The sequence below is a fragment of the Shinella sp. S4-D37 genome, assembly GCF_040812195.1.
Classification (GTDB): Bacteria; Pseudomonadota; Alphaproteobacteria; order Rhizobiales; family Rhizobiaceae; genus Shinella.
In genome coordinates, this window is sequence record NZ_JBFNXL010000005.1 from 4,008,989 (window position 1) to 4,022,402 (window position 13,414).

The 13,414-nt window shown below is 66.1% G+C and carries 11 protein-coding genes; 4 read left to right on the forward strand and 7 right to left on the reverse strand.

What is annotated here, in order from left to right:
- The first annotated feature begins 28 nt into the window (after positions 1-28).
- Positions 29-1,282 (forward strand): NAD(P)/FAD-dependent oxidoreductase, encoded by a 1,254-nt coding sequence (locus AB3G45_RS27130; RefSeq protein WP_367833476.1) that lies wholly within the window; start codon positions 29-31, stop codon positions 1,280-1,282.
- Here AB3G45_RS27130 and AB3G45_RS27135 read toward each other — a convergent pair.
- Positions 1,272-1,712, reverse strand: coding sequence for an Lrp/AsnC family transcriptional regulator (locus tag AB3G45_RS27135; RefSeq protein ID WP_367833477.1), 441 nt, complete (start codon positions 1,710-1,712; stop codon positions 1,272-1,274). The two genes, AB3G45_RS27130 and AB3G45_RS27135, sit on opposite strands and share 11 nt — an antisense overlap.
- Positions 1,713-1,824: 112 nt before the next feature.
- Here AB3G45_RS27135 and AB3G45_RS27140 point away from each other — a divergent pair, with 112 nt between their 5' ends.
- A complete protein-coding gene (locus AB3G45_RS27140) occupies positions 1,825-2,925 on the forward strand; it encodes a saccharopine dehydrogenase NADP-binding domain-containing protein (RefSeq protein WP_367833478.1) in 1,101 nt (366 codons plus the stop codon).
- 156 nt (positions 2,926-3,081) lie between these two features.
- On the opposite strand, the gene AB3G45_RS27145 is transcribed toward AB3G45_RS27140, so the two are convergent.
- From AB3G45_RS27145 to AB3G45_RS27160, 4 genes are read right to left on the reverse strand one after another with little or no spacing between them, the layout of a single operon-like run.
- The gene (locus tag AB3G45_RS27145) at positions 3,082-4,314 is read right to left on the reverse strand and encodes a pyridoxal phosphate-dependent aminotransferase (RefSeq protein WP_367833479.1); all 1,233 of its coding nucleotides are present in this window, start codon (positions 4,312-4,314) and stop codon (positions 3,082-3,084) included.
- Between the two features lie 6 nt (positions 4,315-4,320).
- The gene (locus AB3G45_RS27150; protein WP_367833480.1) at positions 4,321-5,844 is read right to left on the reverse strand and encodes an aldehyde dehydrogenase family protein; all 1,524 of its coding nucleotides are present in this window, start codon (positions 5,842-5,844) and stop codon (positions 4,321-4,323) included.
- Between the two features lie 21 nt (positions 5,845-5,865).
- A complete protein-coding gene (locus AB3G45_RS27155) occupies positions 5,866-7,284 on the reverse strand; it encodes an FAD-binding oxidoreductase (protein WP_367833481.1) in 1,419 nt (472 codons plus the stop codon).
- 11 nt (positions 7,285-7,295) lie between these two features.
- Positions 7,296-8,693, reverse strand: a complete 1,398-nt coding sequence (locus AB3G45_RS27160; protein ID WP_367833482.1) for a VOC family protein — start codon at positions 8,691-8,693, stop codon at positions 7,296-7,298.
- Positions 8,694-8,810: 117 nt separating this feature from the next.
- Here AB3G45_RS27160 and AB3G45_RS27165 point away from each other — a divergent pair, with 117 nt between their 5' ends.
- Both AB3G45_RS27165 and AB3G45_RS27170 read left to right on the forward strand, forming a co-directional pair.
- Positions 8,811-9,707: a LysR family transcriptional regulator gene (locus AB3G45_RS27165; RefSeq protein ID WP_367833483.1), complete on the forward strand. Its 897-nt coding sequence runs from the start codon at positions 8,811-8,813 to the stop codon at positions 9,705-9,707.
- 122 nt (positions 9,708-9,829) lie between these two features.
- Positions 9,830-11,113 carry an NAD(P)/FAD-dependent oxidoreductase gene (locus AB3G45_RS27170; RefSeq protein WP_367833484.1) on the forward strand — a complete coding sequence of 428 codons (1,284 nt, stop codon included), beginning with the start codon at positions 9,830-9,832 and terminating at the stop codon, positions 11,111-11,113.
- Positions 11,114-11,152: 39 nt separating this feature from the next.
- Here the strand turns inward: AB3G45_RS27170 and AB3G45_RS27175 are convergent, their stop codons facing one another.
- Both AB3G45_RS27175 and AB3G45_RS27180 read right to left on the reverse strand, forming a co-directional pair.
- Entirely contained in the window at positions 11,153-12,289 is a 1,137-nt protein-coding gene (locus tag AB3G45_RS27175) for a GTP-binding protein (RefSeq protein ID WP_367833485.1), read from the reverse strand.
- A 12-nt stretch (positions 12,290-12,301) separates the two neighbouring features.
- Complete coding sequence (locus AB3G45_RS27180) at positions 12,302-13,414, reverse strand: D-alanyl-D-alanine carboxypeptidase family protein (RefSeq protein WP_367833486.1); 1,113 nt, start codon at positions 13,412-13,414, stop codon at positions 12,302-12,304.

Genomic DNA, 13,414 nt, shown 5'->3' on the forward strand with positions numbered 1-13,414 from the left:
CAGACGAAAATTTCCTTGGGGCAGGCTCATGAAGACGGATGTCATTGTTCTCGGCGCGGGCGTGATCGGCATATCGACCGCGATCCATCTCATCCGGCGCGGCCGGTCGGTGGTGCTCGTCGACCGGCGCGGAGCGGCGGAAGAGACTTCCTATGGCAATGCCGGCCTCATCCAGCGCGAGGGCGTCTTCCCCTACGGCTTCCCGCACGATTTTGGGGCGCTCTTCCGCTATGCGCTGAACAACACGATCGACGCGCATTACCACCCCTCGGCGATCCCCGGCATCATCCCGTTCCTCGCCCGCTACTGGTGGCATTCCGGCTTTCGCCAGCACCAGAGCATCGCCCATCTCTATGCGCCGCTCATCGAGAACTCGATTTCCGAGCATGCCGACCTCATCGCCGCCTCGGGCGCGGAAGACCTCATCCGCAAGGACGGCTGGATGAAGGTCTTTCGCACGGAGAAGGAGAGGGACAAGGCCTATGCGGACGCAGAGAAGCTGTCCGCCAATTTCGGCGTCAATCACCAGAAGCTGACGACGGCGGAGGTGGCCGAGGCCGAGCCCTCCATTCGCGCCGACCTCACTGGCGGCCTGCGCTGGACCGATCCGTGGTCGATCCTCGATCCGCAGAGCCTCCTGAAACGCTACCTCGCCTATTTCCAGTCGCTGGGCGGCGAACTGAAATCGGGCGACGCGGCGACCATCGAGCATGTGCTGGAAGGCGAGGGGTGGCGCATCGCAACGCCCGAGGGCCTGCTCGAAGGCAAGGAAGTCGTGGTCGCGCTCGGCCCCTGGGCCGATACGGTGACGCGCAAGCTCGGCTACCGCTTCCCGCTCGCCGTCAAGCGCGGCTACCACATGCATTACGGCGCGGAAGAGGGCGCGAAGCTCAACAACTGGGTGCTCGATGCCGAGCGCGGCTACTTCCTCGCACCCATGCAGCGCGGCATTCGCCTGACCACCGGTGCCGAATTCGCCAGGCGCGATACCCGCAAGACGCCCGTCCAGCTTCGCCGGGCGGAAAAGGTGGCGCGCGAATTCTTCCCGCTCGCCGAACGGCGCGACGAGGAACCCTGGATGGGCTGCCGCCCCTGCACGCCCGACATGATGCCGATCATCGGCAAGGCCCCCCGCCATGCCGGCCTCTGGTTCGCCTTCGGCCACGCCCATCACGGCATGACGCTCGGACCCATCACCGGCCGCGTGCTGGCGGAAAAGATGCTGGGCGAGCGCACGGTGATCAATATCGGGCCTTACCGGCCGGAGCGGTTCATCGCCTGATCCGCGTCGACAGGATGATGGACGACAGCGTGCGTTCCACGCCGTCGATGGCGCCGATGCGGTCGATCAGGTGGTCGAGTTCGGCGATCGAGGCGGCCTCGACCACGGCGATCAGGTCGAAACTGCCGCTGACCGAATGCAGCGTCCGCACGGCCGAGATGGCACGCAGCTCCGTGGTGATGCGTGCCAGCGTCTTCGGCGCGATGGTGATCAGCACATGCGCCTTCACCATGCCGCTCTCATAGGCGTCGGACAGTTTCACGCCGTAGCCGGCGATCACCCCGTCCCGCTCCAGCCGGTCGATCTTCGCCTGCACGGTCGTACGCGACAGGCCCAGCTTGCGGGCGATGGTCGCGGTCTGTTCGCGGGCGTTCTCGCTGAGGATGGCGAGCAGCTCCCGATCCTTGGCGCCTAGCGTCGAAATGCTCATTTTCACCGTCATTCTGCCGATACCGATAATGTATTATGCCGGATACGGCGCTTTAAATCGACACCACTGGCCCTCAAAATATCAGCATCAATTCATGCCGGAGGGAAATCACATGAAGGACATCGTCGTCATCGGCGCAGGCAAGATCGGCTCGACCATCGCCCGCATGCTGGCTCACAGCGGGGATTACCGCGTCACCGTCGCGGACCGTTCGGACGAGCAGCTCGCCGCCATCGAGCGCCACGATGCCGTTTCGACCGCCGCGGTCGACATTGCCGACGGTGCTGCACTCCGCGCGCTCCTTGCCGGCAAGTTCGCCGTCCTCTCCGCCGCGCCCTATCACCTGACGGTCGCCATCGCGGAAGCTGCCGCGGACGCCGGCCTGCACTATCTCGACCTCACGGAAGACGTCGAATCCACCCGCCAGGTCAAGCGCATCGCGGAAAACGCCAAGACGGCCTTCATCCCTCAGTGCGGCCTTGCGCCGGGCTTCATCTCCATCGTCGCCAACGACCTCGCCAGCCGTTTCGATTCGCTCGAAAGCGTGCGTATGCGCGTCGGCGCATTGCCGCAGTACCCGTCCAACGCGCTCAACTATAACCTGACGTGGAGCACGGACGGCGTCATCAACGAATATATCGAGCCCTGCGAGGCCATCGTCGAGAGCGCGCTGATCGAGGTTCCGGCCCTCGAGGAGCGTGAGGAATTCTCGCTCGACGGCGTGACCTATGAAGCCTTCAACACCTCGGGCGGCCTCGGCACGCTCTGCGAGACGCTGAAGGGGAAGGTGCGTACGCTGAACTACAAGACGATCCGCTATCCCGGCCACGCCGCCATCATGAAGGCGCTCCTGAACGACCTCGGCCTGCGTCACCGCCGCGAAGTCCTGAAAGACATCTTCGAGAACGCCCTGCCGACCACCACGCAGGACGTGGTCATCATCTTCGTGACCGTCTCGGGCCGCAAGGGCGGCCGCCTGATCCAGGAGACCTACGCCAACAAGGTCTACAGCGCCCCCGTCGCCGGCAGCCTGCATTCGGCCATCCAGATCACCACGGCCGGCTCGATCTGCGCCGTGCTCGACATGCTCGCCGACGGCTCGCTGCGCGCGGCAGGCTTCGTCCGCCAGGAGGAAATCGCTCTCGATACCTTCCTCGCCAACCGTTTCGGCCACTACTACGCCCAGGAACACCACGGCGCCCGCGCCGCCTGATTTTCCAAGCCATCAGACGCCCCGGTCAAAAAGGCCGGGGCGTTTTCGCATTTGTGGCTCGGCCGCGGGGAAGTAGAGAACGCCGGAAAGGCGCGGACACATAAAAATGGGGCCTCTTGCGAGGCCCCTTTTCTTTTGCCGGCTTTTTGCTGCTGATCAGGCGAGCCGGGCGCAGGCGTCCGCGATACGCTTCAGCGCCTCCGCCAGTTCCGCTTCCGATGTCGCGTAGGAGATGCGGAAATAGGGGGAGAGGCCGAAGGCAGAGCCCGGCACGACGGCGACGTGGGCGTCTTCCAGGAGATAGTCCGTGAAGTCGCTGTCGGCCTCGATGCGCTTGCCCTTGGGCGTCACCTTGCCGATCACGCCGGCGCAGCCGGAGAAGGTGTAGAAGGCACCTTCGGGCGTGCGGCAGGCAAGGCCGGGGATGGCGTTCAGCGCCGAGACGACGAGATCGCGGCGGTGCTTGAAGCTCGCCTGCCGCTCCTTCAGAAAATCCTGCGGGCCATTCAAGGCCTCGACCGAGGCGGCCTGGCTGACGGAGGAGGGGCAGGAGGTCGCCTGGCTCTGGATCACGGCCATGGCCTTGATCAACGCCTTCGGGCCGCCGGCATAGCCGATACGCCAGCCGGTCATGGCATAAGCCTTGGAGACGCCGTTGATGGTCAGCGTGCGACTTTTCAGGCGCGGTTCGATGGCGACGGGGGTGACGAATTTGAATCCATCGTAGACGATGTGTTCGTACATGTCGTCGACCATCAACCAGACATGCGGATGCCTCAGCAGCACGTCGAGGAGCGGACGGTAGTCAGCTTTGCTATAGGCGGCGCCCGAGGGGTTCGAGGGTGAGTTGAATAGTATCCAGCGGGTCTTCGGCGTGATCGCCTTTTCCAACTGCTCGGCCTTCAGTCGGAAGCCGGCTTCGGCATCGCAGGGGATCAGCACCGGCACGCCGCCGCAGATCTCCACGATGTCGGAATAGGAGGTCCAGTAGGGCGTCGGGATGATCACCTCGTCGCCCGGATCGATCGTCGCCATGAAGGCGTTGAAGAGAATCTGCTTGGCGCCCGTCGCGACGGTGACTTCGTCGAGCGTGTAGTCGACGTTGTTTTCGCGGCGGAATTTTTCGCAGATCGCCTTCTTCAGCGCCGGCGTGCCGTCGAGCGCGGTATACTTGGTGTCGCCACGGTCGATGGCGGCCTTGGCGGCTGCCTTGACGTTATCAGGTGTGTCGAAGTCGGGTTCGCCGGCGCCGAGGATGATGACCGGCAGGCCGTCCTTCTTCATGGCGTTCGCACGGGCGCCGATCTGCAGGATTTTCGAGACGCCGATGGCGGCGATGCGCGAGGCGGGCGTAAAGCCCGCCTCCTCTGTCTTGTTCTGGCTGTCCATCGCGGCTTACTCGATATCGAAGGAGACGCCCTGGGCGAGCGGCAGGGCCTTCGAATAGTTCACCGTGTTGGTGGCGCGACGCATATAGGCCTTCCAGGCGTCGGAGCCGCTCTCGCGGCCGCCGCCGGTTTCCTTCTCGCCGCCGAACGCGCCGCCGATCTCGGCGCCCGAGGTGCCGATGTTGACGTTTGCGATGCCGCAATCCGAACCGTCGACCGACAGGAAGCGCTCGGCCTCCTGGACGTTGAGCGTGAAGATCGACGAGGAGAGGCCGGCGGCCACCGCGTTGTGGTCATCCAGCACGGCGTCGAAGTCGGAATACTTCATGACATAGAGGATCGGCGCGAAGGTCTCTTCGAGAACCGGGCCGGCCTGCTTCGGCATTTCGACGATGGCGGGCTTGACGTAATAGGCGGTGTCCTTGCCGGCCTCTGCGACGCGCTCGCCGCCGGTGACGGTGCCGCCTTCGGCCTTGGCGGCTGCGAGAGCCTTCTGCATGCCGTCGAAGGCTTGGCGGTCGACGAGCGGGCCGACGAGGGCCGAGGTTTCCAGCGGGTTGCCGACGGAAACGCTGGTATAGGCCTTCTTCAGGCGCGGCACGAGCTGGTCGTAGACGCTGTCATGCACGAAGAGGCGGCGCAGGGTGGTGCAGCGCTGGCCGGCGGTGCCCATGGCGCCGAAGGCAATCGCGCGCAGCGCCATGTCGAGGTCGGCCGACGGGCAGACGATGCCGGCATTGTTGCCGCCGAGTTCAAGGATCGAGCGGGCGAAGCGCTTTGCCAGGCGCGGGCCGACTTCCTTGCCCATGCGGGTGGAGCCGGTGGCCGAGACGAGCGCGACCTTGCGGTTGTCGACGAGGGCTTCGCCGATCGTGCGGTCGCCGATGAGGACCTGGCTGAGGTTTGCCGGGGCATCGCCGAAGCGGGCGAGCGCACGCTCGAAGATCGCCTGGCAGGCGAGCGCCGTCAGCGGGGTCTTTTCCGAGGGCTTCCAGACGATGGAATTACCGGCGACGAGCGCGAGCGCGGCATTCCACGACCAGACGGCGACCGGGAAGTTGAAGGCCGAGATGATGCCGACGACGCCGAGCGGGTGCCAGGTTTCCATCATGCGGTGGCCGGGGCGCTCGGTGGCGATGGTGAGGCCGTAGAGCTGGCGGGAGAGACCGACGGCGAAATCGCAGATGTCGATCATCTCCTGCACTTCGCCGAGGCCTTCGGAGGTGATCTTGCCGGCCTCGATGGAGACGAGACGGCCGAGATCGGCCTTGGCGGCGCGCAGCTCCTCGCCGAGCAGGCGCACGAGTTCGCCGCGCTTGGGGGCGGGCACGAGGCGCCAGGCCTTGAAGGCGTCGTGGGCGGCGTCGATGGCCTTGTCTGCCCCGGCGGCCGAGACGGTCTTCAGCTTTGCGATCTCCTCGCCGCTGACGGGGCTGTAGGAGGCCATGTCGCCGCCCTTCCACGCGCTGCTGGCGACGCCGAGCTTGTCGAGGAGGGCTGCGGTTTCCTGTTTCACGTCGACTTTCGTCATGGGGTGTCTCCCTGTCGGTTTCTAGAATTCGATGGCGCCGAGCGGTCCCGGCGAGGTGATGGTCTTCAGCCCGGCCGCGAGGTCGCGGATCTTTTCCGGGGTGTATCTGTCGTAGAAGGCCTGGTTCTTGCGGCCGATGGCGTGTTCCGCCGAAAAGCTGCCGCCGAACTGTTCGACCGCCATGGTGAAGACGAAGTCGCGCAGGTCCGCCTCGAAATCGGGATCGGCAAGCCGCGGATCGTCTTTCGCGACGACGAGATTGAAATGCACGCCGCCGTCGCCGATATGGCCGAAATCGCAGATCGTCACATCCTCGAAGTGGTCAGGCATCTGCGCCTTCATATGGGCGAGGAAGGGCATGATGTCACCCCGCCGGAAGGACAGATCGAAGGCGATCAATCGCCCGCGATGCTTCACGCCCTCCGACAGCGCATGGCGCAGCGCCCAGGTCTCGTGCGGCGGGCCGACGAAGGCGTCGGCGAGCGGCGCGTCCTCGCGCTCCCAGATCGCGGCGAGCACCTCCTCCAGCACCGCGTCGAGCGGCTGTTCGCCTTCGCGCGGCGGGGTCGAGCGGGAGATTTCGGCGAGGATGACGAAATCGGGCACCACGCCGCCCCGGAAGGGATTGCGGAGTGACGGCACATGATCGAGCGCGGCGCTGACAGCATTGCCGGACATGCCCTCGAAAGCCGAAAGGTAGCTGCCGAGCGCGTCTTCCATGGCGACGAGGAGGGGGGCTACCTGTTCGGCGGAGGAGGGCACGAGCAAGGCGGCGGCGGACTGTTTCGGGGCGGGTTCGAGGTTCAGCACGCATTCGGTGACGATGCCGAAGGCGCCCGACGTGCCGATGAAGAGCTGCTTCCAGTCCACGCCGGTATTGTTCTTGCGCAGGTCCGAGGAAAGGTCGAGCACGGTGCCGGCCTCGTCGGCGAGCACCACGGTGAGGCCGAGAACATTGCGGCGCACGTCGCCGTAGCGCAGGAACCGCGAGCCGCCGGTGTTCGTCGCGATCATGCCGCCGAGACGCGGATCGGCGCCGAGGTCGATCGGGAAGAACAGGCCGCTGTCTTCCAGCCGGCCGTTGAGGTCGGAAAGGCGCAGGCCCGCCCCGGCCTTCACCGAGCGGTTCACCCGGTCGAGGTCGAAGGGGGCGGTCAGGCGGTCGAGGCTGAGCACGCCCTGACGGCCGCTCCCGTCGGGCGTCGAGCCGGAGACGAGGCCGGTATTGCCGGACTGCGGCACGAGCGCGATGGCGTTCCGCACGCAATAGGAGACGACGGCGGAGGCCTCGGCCGTGGTGGCCGGGCGGACGACGAAGGCGGCGCGGCCTTTGTCGTAGCGCGCGCCGGTCTCGTAGGCGGCCATGTCGGCCTCTTCGGTGAGAAGACCCTTCTCGCCGGCAAGGCCCTTCAGCGCTTCGATATGGCGTGCCTCGATCATGCGCTCTTTCGTCACTCCGCAGCGGCAGCCATGTTGACGATGCCAAGGCACATTTCAAGCGATGCGCGCTGGATGGTGGCATAATGGGCGAATTCGTCGAGCACGGCGCTGCCAAGATCGCGCTCGAACATCACCTGGTTCGGGCTTGCGACAAAGTCCTGGGTGGCGTCGTCGCCGAGGTTCGACTGGAAGATGCCCGCGGCGCTGACCGGCAGGAAATCCTCGTAGACGATCGGGTCGAAGCGGATGAGGCCGGCTTCGATCGCCGTTTCGAGATCGGCGTTGCGGCCGGTGGCGGACCTGCCCTTCTCCGTCAGGGCGTAGGTGAAATAGCCAAGGCCCGCCTTGCGGATGCCATCCCAGTCGTCGGGGAAGGCTTTGAAGACGTCGGCGAGTGCAGCTTCGTATTCGGCGGCGTTGGAGCCGTCGGCAGTGGGGTGCACGCGGGCGCGGGTCTCGGCGAGCAGCCTGTCGTAGAGCGCGCGGCCCTTCGGCGTCAGCGCCACGCCGCGCTGCTCGATCTCGCCGAAGCGGGCCGTGTGCGAGCCTTCCTGCCAGGCGCCGTCGGCGCCGATGAAGGAGACGGCCTCTTCCAGCGCCTTGAACGAGGTCTGGCGCAGGAGGATCGGGCAGGCGCGGGTCGGCGGGCCCTCGACGACGGCCTTGGGCGCGATGCCGTCTTCCGGCATGCGGGCCTGGACTTTGTCGATATCGAGCGTGCGCGGCGTCAGGTGGTTGATGTGCGGACCCTTGAAGGAGACGACGTCGGCGATCAGGCGATGGGCGTCGTGCAGGCGCTTGTACATGTCGGCGCTGACGATGGCCTGGTCGTGCCAGCGGAAGGTTTCCAGCACTTCGGTGACGAAACGGGCGGCATCGACCGCATCGAGGCCGCCGTCGCGCTCGGCCTTCCCGACGAGATCGACGGCTTCGTCCGTGAAGATTTTTCGCGCAGCGAGCACCTCGGCCGCTTCCTGCCGCAGCTTCTCGTCGGCGATGAGATCGAGGCGCAACAGCGAGGTGAAGACGCGGAAGGGGTTCCGGTTGAGGCTTTCGGCGTCGATCGGGCGGAAGGCGGTGGAATGCACCGGCACGCCGGCCGTGGAGAGATCGTAGTAGCCGACCGGATACATGCCCATGACGGCGAAGACGCGCCGCATCATGGAAAGCTCGTCCGGCGTGCCGAGGCGGATGGCGCCGTGGCGCTCCTCGCAGATGCGCTCCAGCGTGTCGGTCGCCTCGAGGCGCGCCTTGAGGGCGGGGTCGGCGGCAAGCGTCTCGGCATTGACCGTGGCGACCAGCGCCATCAGCGTGCCATAGGCAGGCACCTCGTCGCGATACATCGCGGACATGGCGGCAGAGAAATCCGAGCGGATCTTGTCCGCGCAAACATACGAATTTGCTTTCATGGGAAGCGGTCTCATCCTACAAGGGTGGGAAGGCCCTGTTCATTCTCAAAACGGATCATAACCGATCGTTTTTCCAAGCGATCGCGACCGTTCTGACTATGTTGATGCGAGGAAAGAATGAAGCTCAGTCGTAGGCTGATCCCTGACGTCACCACGCTGCAGGCGTTCGAATGCGCTGCCCGCCATGGCAGCTTCACGCAGGCGGCCCATGAGCTCAACCTCACCCAGAGCGCCGTCAGCCGCCAGATCAAGGACCTGGAGGAACAGCTCGGCGTGCTGCTCTTCGAGCGCGTGCGCCAGCGTGTGGTGCTCTCCGACGACGGCCGCCGCTTCCTGCCGGAGGTTCGCAAGCTCCTGCACCAGACGGAAGAGACCATGCTGCGCGCCATGGCGTCGGCCTCCTCCGAGCACAGCCTCTCCATCGCCACGCTGCCGACCTTCGGCAGCCGCTGGCTGACGCCGCGCATTCCGGGCTTCCTTGCGGAAAATCCGGGCACGATCGTCAACATCGCCTCGCGCTCGGCGCCGTTCGATTTCGACGAGGAGAATTTCGACCTTGCGATCCACTACGGCCAGCCGGTCTGGGCGCGGGCGGCCTGTTCCTATCTGTGCAGCGAGGTCATCCTGCCCGCCGCGAGCCCGGAGCTGGTGAAATCCTGGAACCTTGCCGAGCCGAAGGACCTGGAAAGGGCGCCGCTCCTGCATCTTGCGACCCGGCCGAAGCTCTGGGCGCAATGGTTCGAGCTGAACGGCGGTGTGGCCGATACCGCCTATCGCGGCCATCGGTTCGACCAGTTCTCCATGGTCATCGAGACGGCCGTCGCCGGGCTCGGCTTCGCGCTCCTGCCGCATTACCTGATCGAGCAGGAGCTGGCGAGCGGCCGGCTCGCCGTCGTCTTCGACCGGCCGATGGAGACGGAGAACAGCTATTATCTCGTCGTGCCGGAAGGAAAGCTCGAAAACCCGCTGAGCCAGGCGTTTCGGGCCTGGATCTCCCGGCAGGTCCCGGCATAGGATTTTCGCGGCCGATCATGCGGCGGGGGCATGACCCCGTTCTCATTTTTTGCTTTAGTCGCGGTGCCGCATCGCCGATTGTGCGGTGAGAAACCCTCCTCCTCCGGAAAAGACCGACGCCCATGCTCAACGATCCCCGCTCCCATGGCCTCTGGGAGATGACCGCTCCGCCTGCCCCCGAAACCGTGGCCTTTTCGGGCACGGCGGAGGCGGATGTCGTCATCGTCGGCGGCGGCTATACGGGGTTCTCGACCGCGCTGCACCTTGCCGAGCGCGGCACGCGAGTCATCCTGCTGGAAGCGGCGGAGATCGGCTATGGCGGTTCGGGCCGCAATGTCGGCCTCGTCAATGCCGGCATGTGGGTGATGCCGGACGAACTGCCCGGCGTGCTCGGCGACCTCTACGGCAGCCGGCTGCTGGAGCTTCTCGGCAATGCGCCCCGCGCGGTGTTCGACCTCGTGGAAAAGCATGCCATCGACTGCGAGATCAATCCGGCCGGCACGCTGCATTGCGCCGTCGGAACCGCGGGCCTCGACGAACTGAAGCAGCGCGCCGAGCAATGGGCCCGCCGCGGCGCGCCGGTGCGCCTGCTGGATGCCGCCGAGACGGCGGCGAAGGTGGGCACCGAGGCCTATTCGGGTGCGCTTCTCGACATGCGGGCCGGCACGATCCAGCCGCTCGCCTATGTGCGCGGTCTTGCCCGCGCGGCGATCGCGGCCGGCGCTGCGGTCTTCACGGCAAGCCCGGTGACGGGCGCCGAGCGGATGGGAAAACGCTGGACGGTGAAGACCGCGCGCGGCGCCGTCACGGCGGACTGGGTGGTCGTCGCCACCAATGCCTATACGGTCGCGCCCTGGAACGAGGTGCGGACCGAACTCGTGCACCTGCCCTATTTCAACTTCGCCACCGTGCCGCTTTCGCCCGAGATGCAGGCGAAGATCCTGCCGGAGCGGCAGGGCGCCTGGGACACGAAGGAGGTGCTCTCCTCCTTCCGCTTCGACACGCGTGGCCGGCTGGTCTTCGGCAGCGTCGGGGCGCTGCGCGGCGCGGGCACCGGCATCCACAAGGCCTGGGCGCGGCGCGCACTGAAAAAGCTCTTCCCCGCTATCGGCGACGTCGCCTTCGAGGCGGAATGGTACGGCAAGATCGGCATGACGACGGACAACCTGCCGCGCTTCCACCGCCTTGCCGAGAACGTCATCGGCTTTTCCGGCTACAATGGCCGCGGCATCGCACCGGGCACCGTCTTCGGCCGCACATTGGCGGACCTCGTTTCCGGCGCGGTCACCGAAGGGGACCTGCCGCTGCCGGTAAGCGAGCCCGAGGCGCAGTCCTTCCGCGCGATGCGCGAGGGCTATTACGAACTCGGCGCGCAGATCGCCCATTTCGCCGGCGCCCGCTTCTAGGGGCTTGGGGAGGCGGGGCTGCCTGCCGCCCCGTCCGGATCAGAGGCGCAGGCCCGGTATGGCGAGGGGATTGTCGGACAGCGCGGCGCGGTCCGGCCGGTCGATCTTCGGCGTCCCGGTGAAGGCGTCGAAGAGATCGCGCACGAAGGCCTCCGGCAGGTCCCGGGTGATCAGCACCAGCCGCGTGCGGCGGTCGGCCGGGTCGGGCCAGGCGGAAAGCCGCTCGGGCGGATGGAAGACGCTCTGCACGCCCTGCAGCACCAGCGGCCGCTCCGGTGTGTTGGCCATCAGCACGATGCCCTTCATGCGCAGCAGCTTTTCCCCATGCGCCGAGCGCAGGAGGTCGATGAACATTTCCAGCGCCATCGGGTCGATCGGCCGGTCGTGCACGATGCTGAAGGAGCGGATCGTCGCGTCATGGCGGGTCACGTCATGGGCGTGCTGGTGACCATGGTGATGCCCGTGGTCATGGCCATGATGGTGATGATCATGATGGTCGTGCGCCTCTTCGTGCAGCCAGCGGCGGACGTCGGGGATCTTGCTGCCGGGATCGTAGAGCCCGTTGGCGAGAAGGGCAGGGCCGACGAGGCCGGGCGTATCGATGTCCGAGACGCTCGCCCGCGGATTGAGCGCGGCGATCTCCCGCTTCACCGCTTCCACCGCCGCGGCATCGGCAAGCGGCACCTTGCTGATCAGCACGCGATCGGCGACGGCGACCTGCTTGACCGCCTCGGGATGGTTCTCGAACGTCGACAGGCCGTGGACGGCATCGACCACGGTGATCACGCCGTCGAGGCTGAAGGACTGGCTGAGCACCGGATTGCCCATGACGGATTGCAGCACCGGGGCGGGATCGGCAAGGCCGGTGGTCTCGATCACCACGCGCTTCAGCGGCTGGATCCTGCCCGTCTGCATGCGATCCATCAGGTCGGCAAGCGTATCGACCAGTTCGCCGCGGATCGTGCAGCACAGGCACCCGTCGGAAAGCTCGATGACGCCGTCGCTCGACTGCTCGACGAGCAGATGGTCGATGCCGACCTCGCCGAACTCGTTGATGATGACGGCCGTGTCCGTGAGCGTCGGATCCTTCAGGAGGCGGTTGAGCAGGGTCGTCTTGCCCGCGCCCAGAAATCCGGTCAGCACGGAAACCGGCACGCGCCGCTCAGCAAGGGTCATGGTCTTTTCCAATCAGAAGGTCGTGGGGCGCGGGATCGGGATCGGCACGTTGGCAAGGCCGGTGTCGCCGGCGGCGACCTCGTCGTTGCCGGCGGGCTTGGCCGTGTCGCCACCCATGAGGCCGGCGAAGACCAGCTTCAGCGGCCGGTTCAATTCGTGGATATAGGGCGAGACGAGCTTCTGGCGCCCGGCCTCGTCGCGGCTTTCGCTGCGCACCTTGGCTGCGTGCTTCGAGCAGATCTCCTTCGAGACGTCGGCGACGATGTCGCGCGTCTCGCCATAGGGGCGCAGCTGGCCGAGGGTCGGCACATTGCCCGCCCGCATCGTCAGGCCCTTTTCCAGCATGCCGGCGGAAATATCCGCGCGCGCGCCGAGGCTGTCGGAGCCGAGTACGACCGAGACGACGCTGCGGCCGTTGCGGGTGGCAGACGACACCTGGTTGAAGCCGGATGCGCAGATGAAGCCGGTCTTCATGCCGTCCGCGCCGTCGAAGCGGCCGATCAGCATGTTGAAGTTGGGATATTGCTTCTTGCCGGTGGTGAAGCCTTCCAGCGCGAAATAGGAGGCGTATTGCGGGAATTCGCGCTTCAGCGTCACGGCGAGCACGGCTAGGTCGCGCGCCGTCGTGTACTGGCCCTTGCCGGGCAGGCCGTGCGGATTGATGAAATGCGAGGAACTCATGCCGATGCGGGCGGCTTCGGCGTTCATGCGGGCGACGAAGGCCTGCTCCGAGCCGGCGATCGATTCGCCGATCGCCACGGCGACGTCGTTGGCCGATTTGACGAGGATGATCTTCAGCGCGCTATCGAGCGTCATCTTCTGGCCAGGCTTGTAATACATCTTGCTCGGCGGCTCGGCGGCGGCGTTCTTCGTCATCGTCACCGTGCTTTCCAGCGAGACCTCGCCGGCCTTGACGGCGCGGAACACGGTATAGGCGGTCATCAGCTTGGTCAGCGAGGCCGGATACCAGCGCTGGAAGGCATCCTCGTGCTCGATGACCTTCAGCGAGTTGACGTCCACCAGGATGCGCGGGGCGGCGGTTGCCGCGGTTGCCAGGAGGGAGGCTGCGAGCAGCAGGCCGGAGCCCAAAGACCATGCGCTCCGGCGCGTCGTTCGTCCGTTCAT